The 17,244-nt window shown below is 61.9% G+C and carries 18 protein-coding genes; 14 read left to right on the top strand and 4 right to left on the bottom strand.

Annotated features, from left to right (window positions below; genetic code table 11):
• Window positions 1-74 precede the first annotated feature (74 nt).
• The 4 genes from ACEXP3_RS20255 to ACEXP3_RS20240 are packed head-to-tail and all read right to left on the bottom strand — an operon-like array spanning window position 75 to window position 2,933.
• A complete protein-coding gene (locus ACEXP3_RS20255; protein WP_377298877.1) occupies window positions 75-500 on the bottom strand; it encodes an HIT family protein in 426 nt (141 codons plus the stop codon).
• 26 nt (window positions 501-526) lie between these two features.
• Window positions 527-1,714 carry a GNAT family N-acetyltransferase gene (locus ACEXP3_RS20250; protein ID WP_377298875.1) on the bottom strand — a complete coding sequence of 396 codons (1,188 nt, stop codon included), beginning with the start codon at window positions 1,712-1,714 and terminating at the stop codon, window positions 527-529.
• Window positions 1,711-2,448 (bottom strand): glycerophosphodiester phosphodiesterase, encoded by a 738-nt coding sequence (locus tag ACEXP3_RS20245; RefSeq protein ID WP_377298874.1) that lies wholly within the window; start codon window positions 2,446-2,448, stop codon window positions 1,711-1,713. Before ACEXP3_RS20245 ends, ACEXP3_RS20250 begins: the two co-directional genes overlap by 4 nt.
• Complete coding sequence (locus ACEXP3_RS20240) at window positions 2,445-2,933, bottom strand: RidA family protein (protein WP_377298872.1); 489 nt, start codon at window positions 2,931-2,933, stop codon at window positions 2,445-2,447. Before ACEXP3_RS20240 ends, ACEXP3_RS20245 begins: the two co-directional genes overlap by 4 nt.
• Before the next feature lie 112 nt (window positions 2,934-3,045).
• On the opposite strand from ACEXP3_RS20240, the gene ACEXP3_RS20235 reads away from it, so the two are divergent.
• The 14 genes from ACEXP3_RS20235 to lpxB all read left to right on the top strand — a co-directional run bounded on the left by ACEXP3_RS20235 (window position 3,046) and on the right by lpxB (window position 17,237).
• Complete coding sequence (locus ACEXP3_RS20235; RefSeq protein WP_210104964.1) at window positions 3,046-3,879, top strand: cell envelope integrity EipB family protein; 834 nt, start codon at window positions 3,046-3,048, stop codon at window positions 3,877-3,879.
• A 224-nt stretch (window positions 3,880-4,103) separates the two neighbouring features.
• Window positions 4,104-4,874 carry a 30S ribosomal protein S2 gene (rpsB, locus tag ACEXP3_RS20230; RefSeq protein ID WP_210104965.1) on the top strand — a complete coding sequence of 257 codons (771 nt, stop codon included), beginning with the start codon at window positions 4,104-4,106 and terminating at the stop codon, window positions 4,872-4,874.
• A 237-nt stretch (window positions 4,875-5,111) separates the two neighbouring features.
• Window positions 5,112-6,038, top strand: coding sequence for a translation elongation factor Ts (gene tsf, locus ACEXP3_RS20225; protein WP_210104966.1), 927 nt, complete (start codon window positions 5,112-5,114; stop codon window positions 6,036-6,038).
• Window positions 6,039-6,138: 100 nt separating this feature from the next.
• Window positions 6,139-6,864, top strand: coding sequence for a UMP kinase (gene pyrH, locus ACEXP3_RS20220; protein ID WP_210104967.1), 726 nt, complete (start codon window positions 6,139-6,141; stop codon window positions 6,862-6,864).
• Between the two features lie 53 nt (window positions 6,865-6,917).
• A complete protein-coding gene (gene frr, locus ACEXP3_RS20215; protein WP_210104968.1) occupies window positions 6,918-7,478 on the top strand; it encodes a ribosome recycling factor in 561 nt (186 codons plus the stop codon).
• Window positions 7,479-7,525: 47 nt separating this feature from the next.
• Complete coding sequence (locus tag ACEXP3_RS20210; RefSeq protein ID WP_210104969.1) at window positions 7,526-8,272, top strand: isoprenyl transferase; 747 nt, start codon at window positions 7,526-7,528, stop codon at window positions 8,270-8,272.
• Window positions 8,272-9,105 (top strand): phosphatidate cytidylyltransferase, encoded by an 834-nt coding sequence (locus ACEXP3_RS20205; RefSeq protein ID WP_377298869.1) that lies wholly within the window; start codon window positions 8,272-8,274, stop codon window positions 9,103-9,105. Before ACEXP3_RS20210 ends, ACEXP3_RS20205 begins: the two co-directional genes overlap by 1 nt.
• A gap of 29 nt (window positions 9,106-9,134) precedes the next feature.
• A complete protein-coding gene (gene rseP / locus ACEXP3_RS20200) occupies window positions 9,135-10,256 on the top strand; it encodes an RIP metalloprotease RseP (RefSeq protein ID WP_377298867.1) in 1,122 nt (373 codons plus the stop codon).
• Between the two features lie 190 nt (window positions 10,257-10,446).
• Window positions 10,447-12,774, top strand: a complete 2,328-nt coding sequence (gene bamA, locus ACEXP3_RS20195; RefSeq protein WP_210104972.1) for an outer membrane protein assembly factor BamA — start codon at window positions 10,447-10,449, stop codon at window positions 12,772-12,774.
• A 50-nt stretch (window positions 12,775-12,824) separates the two neighbouring features.
• Window positions 12,825-13,886, top strand: a complete 1,062-nt coding sequence (gene lpxD, locus ACEXP3_RS20190; protein ID WP_377298865.1) for a UDP-3-O-(3-hydroxymyristoyl)glucosamine N-acyltransferase — start codon at window positions 12,825-12,827, stop codon at window positions 13,884-13,886.
• A complete protein-coding gene (gene fabZ / locus ACEXP3_RS20185) occupies window positions 13,879-14,346 on the top strand; it encodes a 3-hydroxyacyl-ACP dehydratase FabZ (RefSeq protein ID WP_210104974.1) in 468 nt (155 codons plus the stop codon). The genes lpxD and fabZ overlap by 8 nt, the downstream gene beginning before the upstream one ends.
• On the top strand, window positions 14,343-15,158 hold the full coding sequence (gene lpxA / locus ACEXP3_RS20180) for an acyl-ACP--UDP-N-acetylglucosamine O-acyltransferase (protein ID WP_377298863.1): 816 nt from the start codon (window positions 14,343-14,345) through the stop codon (window positions 15,156-15,158). Before fabZ ends, lpxA begins: the two co-directional genes overlap by 4 nt.
• Before the next feature lie 7 nt (window positions 15,159-15,165).
• Window positions 15,166-16,047 (top strand): LpxI family protein, encoded by an 882-nt coding sequence (locus ACEXP3_RS20175; protein WP_377298897.1) that lies wholly within the window; start codon window positions 15,166-15,168, stop codon window positions 16,045-16,047.
• Window positions 16,044-17,237: a lipid-A-disaccharide synthase gene (gene lpxB / locus ACEXP3_RS20170; RefSeq protein WP_377298861.1), complete on the top strand. Its 1,194-nt coding sequence runs from the start codon at window positions 16,044-16,046 to the stop codon at window positions 17,235-17,237. The genes ACEXP3_RS20175 and lpxB overlap by 4 nt, the downstream gene beginning before the upstream one ends.
• The last annotated feature ends 7 nt before the right edge of the window (window positions 17,238-17,244 follow it).

The following is a 17,244-nucleotide window of genomic DNA, read 5'->3' as shown; positions in this document are numbered from 1 at the left end:
GGCGTCTGTCAGTACAAAACGATCCATCCAAAGTGTGAATCACATTCGCGCTGATTTGTGAATCCCCACAACCCCTAAAGCGCCTCGCGAATCTTCTGGGCGTTTTGCGCCAGAACCGCGCCGTCTTCCATCTGGCCGGTATGCGGCTTCAACGGCTGTCCTTCATGGCGCGGGATCACATGGAAATGCAGGTGGAACACGGTCTGGCCGGCAGCCGGCTCGTTGAACTGGGCGATGAAGACGCCATCGGCTTCAAAGGCTTCCTTTGCCGCAACAGCGAGCTTCTGCACCACGGGCATCACCGCGGCAAGAACGGCCGGATCGGCATCCAGCAGATTGCGCGAGCCCTGTTTCGGGATGACCAGAAGATGACCCGGCGCCTGCGGCATCACATCCATGAAGGCCAGCGTATGCTCGTCCTCATAGACCTTGTGGCAGGGGATCTCGCCCTTCAGGATTTTCGCAAAGATGTTGTTTTCGTCGTAGATCTGGCCGGTCATGGCGGGTGCTCCCTGGTGGTCTTTTGTCAATCGTCCTCTTGCCGCTCTCCCTTGCGGAAAGGACTGTGCTCGGTCAAGTATTCGCCGGCATATTCCACCTCGCGACGCTCCCGCTTCAGATAATCGCCGATGGCGCGACGAAGGCCGGGATGGGCGATATAATGGGCGGAATGGGTGGTGACGGGCAGGTAGCCGCGCGCCAGCTTGTGTTCCCCCTGCGCGCCGGCCTCGACACGCTTCAGGCCGTGGGCCAGCGCAAAATCGATGGCCTGGTGGTAGCAGACCTCGAAATGCAGGAAGGGGTGGTCTTCGATACAGCCCCAGTGGCGGCCGAACAGCGCCTCCTCGCCGATGAAATTGATGGCGCCCGCCACATAGCGCCCGTCGCGGCGCGCCATCACGAGGAGGATGTCGTCGGCCATGCGCTCGCCGATCAGCGAATAGAACGCCCGCGTGAGGTACGGCTTTCCCCATTTGCGGCTGCCGGTATCCATGTAGAAGGCAAAGAACTGGTCCCAGATCGCTTCCGTCAGGTCCTTGCCGGTCAGCCAGTCGATCTCGATGCCGTTTTCGAGCGCTGCGCGGCGTTCCTTGCGCAGGTTCTTGCGCTTGGAGGAGGAGAGCCTGGCGAGAAACGCCTCGTGGTTCTCATAGCCGTCATTGATGAAATGGAACTGCTGGTCCATGCGGTGGAGGAAGCCCGCCTCTTCGAAGGCCGGCAGTTCGCTTTCGCGCAGGAAGGTGACATGGGCTGACGAAATACCAAGCTGGCGGGTGACTTCGGCAAGGCCGGCGGCAAGCGTCTGGCGCACGCTTTCCGCATCGTCGTCCTCTCTCACCAGCAATCGCGGGCCGGTGGCGGGCGTAAACGGGATCGCGCATTGCAGCTTGGGATAATACGCCCCGCCGGCGCGCTCGAACGCATCCGCCCAGCCGTGGTCGAAGACATATTCGCCCTGGCTGTGGTTCTTGAGATACCCGGGCACCGCGCCGATCAGCCGCCCGTCTGCATCTTCCATGAGGAGATGGTGGCCGAGCCAGCCGGTCTTCGCAGTCGCCGAGCCGGAGTCCTCCAGCGATGACAGATAGGCATGCGAGAGGAAGGGGTTGTAGGGCGTATCACCCCCGCGCCGTGTTCCCGACAGCTGTGACCAGCTATCGGGGCTGATCGCGGTGAAGGACTTTTCGACGCGGAGAGTGACGGTCTGGCTCATGCGGCAGAGGCTTTGCTTTCTCGCGGGTCGAAACCCTCGAAGGTCATCTGGTCCGCATGAGTATAGGTATGGGCGCGGGCATTTTCATCCCTCACCGTCCAGGTAATCACCGTCACGCCACGGGCGCGCTGGCCGCTGACGAAACTGTTGGGCAGGTCGGCATAGTGGTAGGAGATGAAATCGAGCCCCAGCTGCATGGCCTCGTCATGGGCAAAGAATTCTTCGGGTTTCGTGCCCATGGCGGTGAGGCCGACCGGGTAGGGGCAGTTTGCCGCCTTGAGCGCGCGCAGGAGATGATAGTCGAAGCTCATCAGCGCCAGCGGCCCCTCATAGGCTTCGAGAACCTCCAGAACGCTTTCGATGAACCCGTCGTCCTGCTCGGCATCAATGCCCTTCAGTTCGATGACGATCGGGACCTGACCTTTGACGAGGGCGAGCATCTGCTTCAGCGTCGGAATGCGGTCCTTGGTGCCGCCGACGGAGAGTGCCTGCAGCTCGTTGGCCATGCGCTCGCGCACTTCACCGGCAATGCCGCAGAGCCGCTGCAGGTCATGATCGTGAAACACCATCGGCACGCTGTCGGCCGACAGCTGGATGTCGCATTCGATGGCAAAGCCCGCCTCGATGGCACGGGAAAAGGCCGAAAGCGTGTTTTCCCACACCGCCTTGTTCATGTCGTGATAGCCGCGATGCGCGACCGGGGTTTCCTTCAGCCAGGCGAGATCGGCGCTCATGCTGTCGCATCCGTGCTGGCTTCGACTTCCAGGATGGCATCCACCTCGACGGCGGCGTTGAAGGGCAGGGCAGCCATGCCGACGGCAGCGCGCGCATGCTTGCCGGCCTCGCCCAGCACATTGGCGATGAGGTTGGAGGCGCCGTTCATCACGACATGTTGTTCGACAAATCCCGGTGCCGATGCGATGAAGCCGTTGAGCTTCAGGACGCGGCGCACGCGGCCGAGATCGCCGCCAAGGGCCGCCTTGACCTGCGCCAGAATGTTGATCGCGCAGAGTTCGGCGGCGCGCTGGGCGGTCGAAACATCGACATCTGCGCCCACAAGGCCGGTTACAGCCACTTTGCCGGCCTCCATCGGCAGCTGGCCGGAAATGTAGAGCGTGGTTCCACTTTGCGTATAGGGAACATAATTGGCGGCAGGCGCGGCCGCCACCGGCAAGCTGATCCCCATCTCCTTCAGGCGGGCTTCGATCGCATCCGACATTTCATTCTCCGGTTTGATTGTAAAATTGACTCGATTCCGTCACACATGACGCTAAGCATCACTCGATGGCGTTCTTATAACATCGCGCGTCGAGTCCCATAGGAGATTGTGGATGTTGCAGCAGAGCTTTGCAGCGATCCTTCTGGCAGGCAGCACGCTTGCCGCCGTGAGCCCAGCCCAGGCGGGCATGGAGGGCGCACGCGCGTTGATACCCCACCGCGCCATCTATGACCTGAAGCTGAAGGATGTCTCCGACCGCTCGGGCATCGAGGGCATGTACGGGCGCATGGTCTACGAATTCACCGGCAATGTCTGTTCCGGCTTCACCACCAATTTCCGCTTCGTCACCCGCGTCGATACCGGCGAGGAGATGCGGGTCACCGACCAGCAGACCACGACGTTTGAAAACGCATCGTCAGGCGAGTTCCGTTTCGACACGAAATCCTTCACCGACGAGCAGCTGGACAAGCAGGTGACCGGCGAGGCCAGCGACCGCGACGGCGGCATCAAGGTGGCGCTCGCCAAGCCTGACCGGCGGGAAGTGGATCTGACGCCGGCGCAATTTCCGACCGAGCACATGCTGGAGGTCATCGATCATGCCCGCGAGGGCAAGCGCTTTTTCGAGGCCCGCCTTTTCGACGGCTCCGAAAACGGCGACCAGAGCCTGCTGACGACCACGGTGGTGGGCACGCAGCAGATGCCGAAACCGGATGATGCGGATGCCGCGAGCGCTGGCGAATTCGGCAAGGAGCCCTACTGGCCGGTGACGATCGCCTATTTCAACGAAGACCAGAAGGCCGATTCGCTGCCGATCTACCGCATGTCCTTCAAGCTCTATGCGAACGGCATCACCCGCGATCTCACGATGGATTACGGCGACTTCGTCCTGTCGGGCACGCTCTCGAAGCTTGAACTTCTGGACAAGGCGCCCGAGACCTGCCGCTGATCCTTGAGCCTCACCCGCCCTCGTCTGCGGCATGACACAGCCCTTGCGGCGCTTTTTCACGGCAAGCGCTTGCATTTGGGCCGAAACACCGTTATGCGCACCACCATTCCACACGCGAAACTTGGGATTGGCCGGGAGAAATCCGGTCCGTTCCGCCGGTGGCCTGCCCTTCCGGGCGGCTGTTCGTTTCGCGGGGGTTAAACCGGAAACAAGGAGAAAAAGGCATGGCATTGCCTGATTTCAGCATGCGTCAGCTTCTGGAAGCTGGCGTTCACTTCGGTCACCAGACGCACCGCTGGAACCCGAAGATGAAGCCGTACATCTTCGGCGATCGTAACAACATCCACATCATCGATCTGGCTCAGTCCGTTCCGATGCTGTCGCGCGCCCTGCAGGTCATTTCTGACACCGTTGCCCGTGGCGGCCGCGTTCTGTTCGTCGGCACCAAGCGTCAGGCTTCCGAACTGATCGCCGATTCGGCAAAGCGTTCGGCCCAGTACTACGTCAACTCCCGCTGGCTCGGCGGCATGATGACCAACTGGAAGACCATCTCGAACTCGATCCAGCGCCTGCGCAAGCTCGACGAGATCCTGGCTTCGGAAGCTTCGGGCTTCACCAAGAAGGAACGCCTGAACCTCGAGCGCGAACGCGAGAAGCTTGAAAAGGCTCTCGGCGGTATCCGCGACATGGGCGGCACTCCGGACCTGATGTTCATCATCGACACCAACAAGGAAAAGATCGCGATCGACGAAGCCAAGCGCCTCGGCATCCCGGTCGTTGCCATCATCGACTCGAACTGCGATCCGGACCTCATCGACTACCCGATCCCGGGTAACGACGACGCATCGCGCGCCATCGCTCTCTACTGCGACCTGGTTGCCCGCGCTGCCATCGACGGTATCGCTCGCCAGCAGGGCGCTTCCGGTCGCGACATCGGCGCTGCTGCCGAAGCTCCGATCGAGCCGGCTCTCTCGGACGAAGCTGCCGAAGCCTGATTGAAGGCGTCAAACGCTCCGGCCCTTGGTGCCGGATCGTGACATCCGGGAGATCGCCGAAGGGCGGTCTCCATTCCAGGCGTCCTGCGCCGGCGGAACCTGTTCTGCCACTGTTGCCGTGAAACTGCGCGGACGACCATTCATCACGCTGTCATATTTCCGGGTACATTCGTGCCCCAACGGGCGCCGGCCGTGAAACTCCGGCAGGCGCATCCCCAGATTGGACAAGAGGCAAACATGAGCGAAATCACAGCCGCAATGGTGAAGGAACTGCGCGAAAAGACCGGCGCAGGCATGATGGACTGCAAGAAGGCGCTCGCCGAGACCGCTGGCGACATGGAAGCCGCGATCGACTGGCTGCGCGCCAAGGGCATTGCCAAGGCCGACAAGAAGTCGGGCCGCACCGCCGCTGAAGGCCTCGTCGGCATTGCGTCGTCCGGCACCAGCGCCGTGGTCGTCGAGCTGAACTCGGAAACCGACTTCGTTGCCCGCAACGACGCCTTCCAGGATCTGGTGCGCGGCATTGCTTCGGTTGCCCTGTCGACCGACGGTTCCGTCGCTGCCATTTCGGACGCCAGCTACCCGGCAACCGGCAAGTCCGTTTCCGAGACGATCAAGGACGCCATCGCCACCATCGGCGAAAACATGTCCCTGCGTCGCTCCGCCAAGCTGTCCGTCGAAGATGGCGTCGTTGCCACCTACGTGCACAATGCTGCCGCTGACGGCCTCGGCAAGCTCGGCGTTCTCGTCGCGCTGAAGTCGACCGGCAACAAGGAAGCGCTGACGGCAATCGGCCGTCAGGTCGCCATGCACGTGGCCGCCACCAGCCCGCTTGCCGTCCGCGCCGAGGAAGTGGACGCAGCGGTTGCCGAGCGCGAGCGCAACGTCTTCATCGAGCAGTCGCGCGAATCGGGCAAGCCGGAAAACATCATCGAAAAGATGGTGGAAGGCCGCATGCGCAAGTTCTTCGAGGAAGTCGCGCTTCTGTCGCAGTCCTTCGTCATCAACCCTGACCTCACCGTTGCGGCTGCCCTGAAGGAAGCCGAAAAGGACGTCGGTGCGCCGATCGAGATCACCGGCATGGTGCGCCTGCTTCTCGGCGAAGGTGTCGAAAAGGAAGAAACGGATTTTGCGGCCGAAGTGGCTGCAACCGTCAAGCGTTGATATCCGCTTCCTGAAATATTGGGATAGCGTCAGGGCGTCGCGTGACAACGCGGCGCCCTTCGTGTATCCGGCACTCGGTGCGATCCTCGAAGGAGTTTCCATGTCATCCTCCAATCCCGTCTACAAACGTGTGCTCCTGAAGGTCTCCGGCGAGGCCCTGATGGGGAGCCAGGGCTTTGGCATCGACGTTACCGTTGCCGACCGCATTGCCTCCGATATCGCCGAGGCGCGCCGGATGGGCGTCGAGGTCGGCATCGTCGTTGGCGGCGGCAATATTTTCCGTGGCGTCGCCGTTGCCTCCAAGGGCGGCGACCGGGTGACCGGCGACCACATGGGCATGCTGGCAACCGTGATCAATGCGCTCGCACTCGGTACCTCGCTGCGCAAGCTCGACATCGATACGGTCGTGCTGTCGGCCATTGCCATGCCGGAAATCTGCGAAAGCTTCTCGCAGCGCCAGGCGCTGCACCACATGTCCCAGGGCCGCGTGGTGATCTTTGCCGGCGGAACCGGCAATCCCTTCTTCACGACCGACTCGGCCGGTGCGCTGCGCGCCGCTGAAATCGGCGCCGAAGCCATTTTCAAGGGCACCCAGGTCGACGGCATCTATTCGGCCGATCCCAAGAAGGACCCGACCGCCACCCGCTTCGACAAGCTGACCCACAGCGAAGTGCTCGAAAAGGGCCTCGCTGTCATGGACGTCGCAGCCGTTGCCCTTGCGCGCGAAAATTCCATTCCGATCATCGTCTTCTCGATCCACGAGAAGGGCGGCTTCGGAGAGATCTTGACCGGCGGTGGTCTCAAGACCATCGTGACAGACAACTAAAGGCCATTTGGCGCACGCTGTTGCCCAAGGGTCCTGAGAGAACGGAGTAGAAGATGAGCGGAGCCATCGACCTCAACGATATCAAGCGGCGCATGGACGGCGCCATTTCGGCCTTCAAGAACGATATCGCATCGCTGCGCACCGGCCGTGCGTCTGCCAACATTCTCGATCCGGTGGTGGTCGAGGCCTATGGCTCGCGCGTGCCGCTCAACCAGGTGGCGAACGTGACCGTGCCGGAACCACGCATGCTCGGCATCTCCGTCTGGGACAAGTCGATGGTGAACGCCGTCGACCGCGCCATCCGCGAGGCCAATCTCGGCCTCAACCCGATCATGGACGGCCAGAACCTGCGCATTCCGCTGCCGGAACTCAACGAGGAACGCCGCAAATCGCTCGTCAAAGTGGCGCATGACTATGCAGAAAAGGCCAAGGTCGCCATCCGTCACGTGCGCCGCGACGGCATGGATTCGCTGAAAAAGGCGGAAAAAGACGGCACGATCGGTCAGGACGACAGCCGCGCGCAGTCGGAGCGTGTGCAAAAAATGACTGACGATACGATTTCCGATGTCGATCGTTTGCTTGGCGACAAGGAAAAGGAGATCATGCAGGTATAAAGATCTGCTGATTTACTGTTTTCAACGTTGAAGCGAGTGAATGTTCCATGGTGCAAGGTGAGCTGCCCTCTATACCCAGACATGTTGCCATTATCATGGACGGCAACGGACGCTGGGCGAATGAACGCGGCCTGCCGCGCACCATCGGCCACAGCAAGGGCGTGGAAGCGGTGCGGCGCACAGTGGAGGCGGCGGGTGACGTGGGCATCGAATTCCTCACCCTGTTTGCCTTTTCCTCGGAAAACTGGAGCCGGCCGCAGGACGAGGTGTCGGTGCTGATGGGGCTGTTGCGCCGCTTCATCCGGCGCGATCTTGCCGAACTCCATCGCTCCAACGTGCGCATCCGCATCATCGGCGAGCGCGACGGCCTGCAGGGCGATATCCTGCCGCTGCTGCTTGAGGCGGAAGAGACCACCTGCAACAATACGGGCCTGACGCTGATCATCGCCTTCAACTACGGCGCGCGTGACGAGATGACGCGTGCGGTGAAGCGTCTGTCGGCCGAGGTGGAGGCCGGACGTTTGAAAGCGTCGGACGTGACGCAGGATCTTATTGCCGCGAATCTCGATACCGCCGGCATTCCCGATCCCGATCTCATCATCCGCACCAGCGGTGAGGAGCGCCTGTCGAACTTCCTGCTCTGGCAGGCGGCCTATTCCGAATTCGTCTTCGTGCCACAATACTGGCCAGACTTCGACCGCGACCTGTTTTATGCGGCTCTTCGGACCTTTTCGGCCCGCAACCGGCGCTTTGGTGGCCTCGCGGCCGCCACACCCGCTGCGGTGGCTGGCTGATGTCGCTCGAACTCAGACGGCGCATTCTCTCCGGCATTGTCATGATGGCGGTCACGCTGATCGCCACATGGGCAGGCGGGGTCTCCTTCCGCGGCTTCTCGGCGCTCATCGCCGTCCTCGTCTACTACGAGTGGTCGCGTATGACGCGGCTTTCGGAAGTGGATTTTCGCGGCAATGCGCTGGGCTGGCTCGCCGTCGTGTCGGTCGCCGTCAACCTGATCGTGGGCGACGAGGGGATGGGGGTACCGCTCGCCGGCGGCTTCACCCTCACCGCTATCCTCTTGATTGCGGTGCGGGGCGGATCCGGCTGGCTTCCCGCCGGCATTGCCTATTCGGCCTTCAGCGGCATATCGCTGGCTGCCATCCGCGGCGCCGACGAACCGGGCTTCGTGGCCATGCTGTTCGTCTTTGCCGTCGTCTGGGCAACCGATATCCTGGCCTATTTCGTCGGGCGCGCCCTGCGCGGGCCTAAGCTTGCGCCGCGCATCTCGCCCGGAAAAACCTGGTCGGGCGCCATCGGAGGAACGGTGTCGGGCATTGCCGCCGGCTGCCTTGTGTCGCTGGCCTTCTTCCCGAGCCTTTCGCTGCGCACCGCCATCCTTGCTTTCAGCCTGTCTGTGGCAAGCCAGGTCGGCGATCTTTTCGAAAGCTTCATCAAGCGCCGCTTCGGCGTAAAGGACTCAAGCCACCTTATCCCCGGCCATGGCGGCGTGATGGACCGGGTTGACGGTCTCGTTTTTGCCGGCTTTGCGGCATTTCTTCTTGCAATCATGCATGCGGCATGGTCCGAAGAAGGTGGTACCTCCGTGGCAGCGTTCCTGTTCGGTCTTTGAAGGCCGCATAGAGGGAAGTGGATCAACAGATGGCAATCCTCGGTTTTCTTACCGGCTACATCATCCCCTTCGTGCTGGTGCTGTCGCTGCTCGTCTTCGTGCACGAGATGGGCCACTATCTCGTCGGTCGCTGGAGCGGCATTCGCGTCACCGCCTTTTCGATCGGCTTCGGCCCGGAACTCGTAGGCTTCACCGACAGCCACGGCACGCGCTGGAAGCTGTCGATGGTGCCGCTGGGCGGCTATGTGAAATTCTTCGGTGACGAAGACGCCTCAAGCCGCCCCGATTCGGAAAATCTCGCACAGCTGAGCCCTGCCGAGCGCGCACAGACGCTGGCGGGAGCCGCTCTCTGGAAGCGCGCCGCAACGGTTGCCGCCGGCCCGATTGCCAATTTCATCCTCGCCATTGCCATCTTCGCCGTGCTGTTCGGCGTCTATGGCCGCATGATCTCCGACCCGGTCGTTGCCGAGGTACGGCCCGACAGTGCGGCTTCGGAAGCCGGCGTCCTGCCGGGCGACCGTCTGGTGGCGCTGGACGGAACCGCCATCCGCACCTTCGACGATGTGCGCCGCTATGTCAGCATCCGCCCGGAAACGCCGATTGTGGTAACGGTCGAACGCCAGGGAAGAAGCATTGATCTGCCGATGGTGCCGAAGCGCACCGATATTACCGACCAGTTCGGCAACAAGGTGGAAATGGGCCTGATCGGCATCGTCACTAACGAGCAGAGCGGCAACTTCCGCCACATCACCTATTCGCCGCTCGAGGCCGTGGGTGAGGGCATTGCGGAAACCGGCAACATCATCACCGGCACCTTCCATTACATCGGCAATCTGGTGACCGGCCGCATGAAGGCGGACCAGCTGGGTGGGCCGGTCAGGGTGGCGCAGGCGTCCGGCCAGATGGCCTCGCTCGGCATTTCGGCGGTCATTCAGCTGGCGGCGGTCCTGTCGGTGTCGATCGGTCTTTTGAACCTCATGCCGGTGCCCGTGCTCGACGGCGGGCACCTGGTCTTCTACGCCATCGAGGCCATCCGGGGAAAACCACTGGGCGCCGGCGCGCAGGAGGTTGCATTTCGCATCGGTTTGGCCATGGTGCTGAGCCTGATGGTATTTGCAACCTGGAATGACATCAGTAATTTGATTGGTTGACAAAGTCGGTTGTAAACCAACTGTTTACCCTAATCGAAAAAGGCCGTGGCGATTGGGTCACGCCTTTAAAGGAAGTAAATAGAAATTAACGGGATACCTTGCTTGTAGGGCAAAAGCAGGTAAAACGACACACGTGGCCGGAGTCGGGGTTCCCCCCGCCGAGGACAACGGAAAAAGGTAAGAATTGAAAATGAAAGCTGGTTCAAAGTTTTTGAACGCAGTCTCGGCGTTTGCGCTGTCTGCTGGTGTTGCTGCGTCGGGTGCAGGTGTAGTCGTTCTGAGCTCGCCTTTGTCTGCGCAGGCTGCGACCATTCAGCGTGTCGAGGTGCGTGGCGCGCAGCGGTCCGGGCAGGAAGCTGTTCGCTCCAACCTGACGATCCGCCCAGGCGTCAATTTCTCCAATTCCGATATCGATGAATCGGTGAAGCGTCTTTACGCCACCGGTTATTTTTCCGACGTCAAGATCGCAGTCTCCGGGTCCACCCTCGTGGTGACGGTCAATGAAAGCCAGCTGGTCAACCAGGTGGTGTTCAACGGCAACCGCAAGATCAAGGACGACAAGCTCCAGGGCATCGTCAACACGCAGCCGCTCGGCCCCTACAGCGAAGCGCTGGTGACGGCAGACATCGCGCGCCTGAAGGAAGCCTACAAGGTCATCGGGCGCGGCGACGTTCAGATCACCACGCAGGTGGTTCCGGTCGGCCAGGGCCGCGTCAACATCGCCTTCGTCATCAACGAAGGTGATCGCACCAAGATCGCCGACATCAAGTTCATCGGCAACCAGGCCTATGGCAGCCGCCGCCTGCACGATGTGCTGGTGACGAAGGAATCCGGTCCGCTGTCCTTCCTCACCCGCAAGGACGTGTTCACCGACGACAAGCTGCGCGCTGATGAAGAAGCGCTGCGCCAGTTCTACTACAACCACGGTTATCCGGATTTCCGGATCGTGTCGTCCGATGCCGTTCTCAACGAAGCGAAGAACGAATACACGTTGACCTTCACGGTCGAGGAAGGCCCGCGCTACACGTTCGGCAATGTCTCGGTCGAATCGACGGTCGACGGCATCAATGGTGCGGACCTGCAGGGTCTCGTCCAGACGAAGTCCGGAGATGTCTACAAGGCGAGCGACGTCCAGAAGTCGATGGAAGCCATCTCCAAGAAGGTTGCTGAAGCCGGCTATCCGTTTGCTCGCGTAACGCCGCGCGGCGACCGCAACTTCCAGACCAGCACGATCGGCCTGTCCTACCTGGTCGACCAGGGCGAGCGCGCCTATGTCGAGCGGATCGACATTCGCGGCAACACCCGCACCCGCGACTACGTCATCCGTCGCGAATTCGACATCAGCGAAGGCGATGCCTTCAACCAGACGATGATCACGCGCGCCAAGCGCCGCCTGGAAGCGCTGGGCTATTTCACCAAGGTCAACATCACCACGCAGCCGGGTTCGTCTGGCGATCGCGTCGTGATCGTGGTGGATGTCGAAGATCAGCCGACCGGTTCGTTCGGTATCGGTGCTGGCTATGCGGGCAATGACGGTGTCGTGCTTGAAGCCTCCATCGAGGAAAAGAACTTCCTCGGACGCGGCCAGTACATCCGCGTGGCAGCCGGTGGCGGCCTCGATAACGCCCGCACCTATTCCTTGAACTTCACCGAGCCCTATTTCCTCGGTTATCGCCTGGCGGCCGGTTTCGACCTGTTCAAGAGCCAGACGTCGTCGAACGACTATTACGACTATAACGAACAGGGCATCACCCTGCGCGTTACGGCGCCGATCACGGAAAATCTGGCGACGACCTTCCGCTACACCTACAAGGAAATCAAATACGAGGGCACGGATGACTGGCAGACCAACCTGTCGCAGCCGTTCCAGGATCTGGTTCGCGGCGGAACCTACGACCAGTCGTCGGTCTCGCAGACGCTGACCTACAACACGCTGGACGACAAGACGCTGCCGCGCGAAGGCATCTATGCAACCGTCACGCATGAATATGCCGGCCTCGGCGGCGATTCGGAGTTCTACAAGATCTACGGTCGTGCCCGCTACTTCCACCTTCTGTCGGATGAGCTGGACATTATCGGTCAGCTGTCGGTCGGTGCGGGTCATGTGATGTCGACGGGCGACAACCTGCACGTCTTCGACCAGTTCACCTTCGGCGGACGCCAGGTACGCGGCTTCAAGAACGACGGTATCGGTCCGCGTGTTGGTGAAGATGCCATCGGCGGCACCACCTACTTCAACGCTTCGGCGGAAGTGACCATGCCGATGCCGGCCGTGCCGGAAGATTTCGGCCTGCGCGCAGCCTTGTTCGCCGACGCCGGTTCGCTGTACGGCAACGATGTTCCGGTCACGAGCGGTACGGTCAATGGCACCGACAGCTCCATCCGTGCATCGGTCGGCGCCGGCATCACCTGGGCTTCGCCGTTTGGTGCACTCCGCTTCGATTACGCCGTGCCTGTTGCCAAGGAAGACTACGACGAAGAGCAGCGCTTCCGCTTCAGCATGGCAAACCAGTTCTGATCTTCTGCATCCAGAACCGCGGACTTTAAACTGTTCTGGAGCAATGGCTGATGGACAAGAACGACTTCTTTCCGCCGCATGATGGCGTAAGCCTGGGTGACCTGGCAGCGCATCTTGGGGCGGAACTTCTCGACCCGACACAGTCGGAGCGGCTCGTCCGCTCCGTCTCTCCGGTCTGGCGGGCGGGCGAGGGCGACGTCTGCTATATTCTGTCGCGCAAGCACCGCGCCGAACTCGAAACCTGCCGGGCATCCGCCATCCTGTGCGATGAAGCTCTGCGCTCGGCTATCCCTGCACATATTCCGGTTCTCCTGACGGCAAAGCCGCACGCCGCGTTTGCGCGGGCAGGGGCGCTGTTGCATCCCAAGGCGATGCAATCGCCGGCAACCGTCTCCGGAAGCGGCATTTCGCCTGCAGCGTACATCGATCCGACGGCGCGCCTGGAAGAGGGCGTGACCGTTGAGCCTATGGCCGTGGTCGGGGCAAATGCCGAAATCGGCGCGGGCACCCGCATTTGCGCCGGTGCCGTGATCGGCGCGGATGTGCGCATCGGGCGCAACTGCTCGATTGCCGCCGGCGCCTCGGTGATCTGCGCGCTCGTCGGCAATGGCGTGATCATTCATAACGGCGCGCGCGTCGGGCAGGACGGATTCGGCTTTGCGCCCGGTCCCGCCGGCATGCTGAAGATCGTGCAGATTGGCCGCGTCATCATCCAGGACAATGTCGAGCTCGGTGCCAATACCACAGTCGATCGCGGCGCCATGGACGATACGGTGATCGGCGAGGGCACCAAGATCGATAATCAGGTGCAGATTGCCCACAATGTAAAGATCGGCCGCCATTGCGCCATCGCCAGCGGGACTGGTATAGCGGGCTCGACGAAAATCGGCGACGGCGTGCAGATCGGCGGCGCGTCGGGCGTCAATGGACATATCACGATCGGCGACGGCGTGCAGATTGCGGCGATGAGCGGCGTTGTCGCTTCCATCCCTGCAGGGGCTCGATATGGCGGCATTCCAGCTCGCCCGATGCCCGATTTCCTGCGCGACCTCGCCGAGATCATGACGCGTTCGGATGAGCGCGCAAAGAAAAGAGGAGAGAGGAATGGCTGATCAGGAACAGGTCGTGCTTGATTCCGTGGATATCCTGGAAATCATGAAGCTGCTGCCTCACCGGTATCCGTTCCTGCTGGTTGACCGCATCATCGACATCGATGGTGACCTGAGCGCAATCGGCATCAAGAATGTGACCGCCAATGAGCCGCATTTCGCCGGCCATTTTCCCGAACGGCCGATCATGCCGGGCGTGCTTCTGATCGAGGCGATGGCGCAGACGGCCGGCGCGATCTGCGCGCGCAAGCAGGGCGAAACCGGCAATCTCGTCTACTTCATGACGATCGACAATGCCCGTTTCCGCAAGCCCGTCGTGCCAGGCGACCGCGTTGAATTCCATGTCGTCAAGCAGAAGCAGCGCGGCAATATCTGGAAATTCCATTGTGATGCCAAGGTCGATGGCGTTCTGGTTGCCGAGGCCGATATCGGGGCAATGATCCGCCCGAAGGACGCGGCATGAGCACGATTGCCGCCAGCGCCCGCATTCACAAGATGGCCGTTGTCGAAGATGGCGCGGTCATCGGCGAAAACGTTGTCGTCGGGCCGTTTTGCCAGGTCGGCCCGAAAGTGGTGCTGGGTGAGGGCGTCGAGCTTGTCTCGCATGCGGTGGTGACCGGTCGCACGGTGATCGGTCGCGGTTCCCGCATTTTTCCGATGGCCGTCATCGGGGGCGATCCGCAGAGCGTCCATCACGCTGGCGAGGAAACCACGCTCTTCGTGGGCGACAACTGCACCATGCGCGAAGGTGTGACCATGAACACCGGAACGGTGGATGGCGGCGGCACGACGGTCGTCGGCAACAACTGCCTGTTTCTGGCCAATTCCCATGTGGCGCATGATTGCCAGCTCGGCAATCATATCATCATGTCCAACAACGTGATGCTGGCGGGCCACGTGAAGGTGGAAGATCGCGTCATCCTGGGTGGCGGGGCGGCCGTTCACCAGTTCACCCGCATCGGACGCCAAGCCTTCGTTGGTGGCCTTTCGGCGGTTAATTACGACGTTATCCCCTACGGCATGCTGAACGGCAATCCGGGACTTCTCGGCGGCCTGAACGTGGTCGGCATGACGCGCGCTGGCATCGACCGCGCCGTCATTCACCGCGTGCGCCGCGTCTTCAAGGACATTTTTGAAGGCGAGGGCTCGATCCGCGCAAAGGCGGCCGCCCTTCGCGACGATTATCTCGATTGCAAGGAAGCACTGGAAATCATCGATTTCATCGGTGTTGACAGCGACCGGGCCATCTCTTCGCCCCATCGCGGCAAGGCTTGAGACGGTGGTGCCGGTTTCGGTTCGAGACCGGGCGGGACGGCTTGCCATCATCGCCGGCGGCGGCTTTCTGCCTCTCTATGTCGCAGAAGCCGCGCGTGCCGCCGGCGACGAGCCGTTCGTCATCTGCCTGAAGAACGAAACCGACCGCGATTTCTCTTCCTTCGACCATGCCATCGCCGGCGTGGGGGATCTGGCGCGCATCGAAAAGCTGGTGCGGGAAAAGGGTGTTCGCCGAGTCGTGATGTCCGGTGCCGTGCGCCGGCGCCCGGAGTGGCGCGATATCCACCCGACCTGGCGCACGCTGATCCAGGTGCCGCATGTGGTCAAGACGCTGCTGTCGGGGGGGGACGACACCGTTCTACAGATGGTGATCGGCCTGTTCGAGGGCATGGGCTGCCAGGTGGTGGGCGTGCATGATATCGTGCCCGCACTTCTGGCCGACACCGGCGTCATGACCCGCCACCATCCGACGGGAGACGACGAGCGGGATATCCAGACCGCTGCGACGGCCGCACGGCTGCTTGGCACGCTTGATGTCGGGCAGGGCGCCGTGAGCGTCGGCGGGCGGATTGTTGCGCTCGAAGGCGTCGAAGGCACCGACCGCATGTTGCTGCGGGTGGCGGAGTTGCGCGGCGAGGGCCGGATTTCCGCCAGGCGTCGCGGCGTGCTGGTAAAACTCTGCAAGCCGCAGCAGGATGTACGCGCCGATCTTCCCACCATCGGGCCCTCGACGATTCGTTCGGTCATTGCGGCCGGCCTTGCCGGCATTGCCGTGGAATCGGGGCGGGCACTGGTGCTCGACAAAGCGGAGATGCTGGCGCTTGCCGATAACGCCGGCGTCTTCGTATGCGGCATTGATGCGGGCCTTCCTGGACAGGGAATAAGATGAGCAAGCGCACGCTGAAAGTGGCGGTGGTGGCCGGCGAAGTCTCGGGCGATCTGCTGGGCGCTGACCTGATTGCACAACTGAAACGCGCCTATCCGGGGCCGGTCGAACTGGTCGGCGTCGGTGGCGAGGCGCTGGAGGCCGAAGGACTTGCCTCGATCTTCGATTTTTCCGACCTGTCGATCATGGGGCTCACGCAGGTTCTGAAACGCCTGCCGCTGATGATCAAAAGGCTGAAGCAGGCATCCGATGCCATCATCGCCGCACGACCCGATGTGCTGCTGATCATCGATAGTCCCGATTTTACCCACCGGGTGGCAAAGCGCGTGCGAAAGGTCCTGCCGGATCTGCCGGTGGTGGATTATGTCTGCCCAAGCGTGTGGGCCTGGAAGGAATATCGCGCCACGCAGATGCTGGACTATGTCGACCAGGTGCTGGCGGTTCTTCCCTTCGAACCGGAGGCGATGCAGCGCCTTGGAGGGCCGAAGACCGACTTCATCGGCCACAGGCTGACGGCTGATGCCAATGTGGTGTCGGTGCGCGAGACGCGATGCCTGCGCTCTTCCATGCCGGCAGGAGACACGCAGAAAACAATTCTCCTGTTGCCCGGCTCGCGCGGGACTGAAATCCGTGCGCTGATGCCAGCCCTTCAAGAAACCGCAGCGCTGCTTGCCGCGCGCCATGACGGGCTGCGCCTCCTGCTGCCGACCGTGCCGCGCCAGGAGGCGCTGGTGCGCAGGCTCGTGGCCGACTGGGCGGTGAAGCCGGAGATCACCGTCGGCGCTTCCCATAAATGGCAGGCCTTTGCCCAAGCCGATGCCGCCATTGCCGCATCCGGCACCGTGACGCTGGAACTGGCGCTCTGCGGCGTGCCGACCGTGTCCATCTACAAGACGGATTTCCTGATCCGCATGATGGCGAGCCGCATAAAGATATGGTCGGCGGCGCTGCCGAACCTGATTGCCGACCAGCCGGTCATTCCCGAGCATATCAACGACATGGTGCGCCCAGGTTATCTCTGCCGCTGGGCCGAATGCCTGTCCTCCGACACGCCGCAGCGGCGGGCCATGCTCGAAGGTTTTGCTGTGGTCTGGGACAGGTTGTCGACGGCCGTGGCGCCCGGCGAAGCAGGCGCGCGGCTGGTGCTGGAGCTTCTGGCAAGTCGGTATCCCACTGGCAGCGGCGCTTCCTGATCAAGAC

Source organism: Neorhizobium fuzhouense (assembly GCF_042611105.1).
GTDB classification, from domain to species: Bacteria; Pseudomonadota; Alphaproteobacteria; order Rhizobiales; family Rhizobiaceae; genus Neorhizobium; species Neorhizobium galegae_A.
Note: the sequence above shows the minus strand (reverse complement) of the source record. Positions and strands in the feature narration are given on the sequence as shown.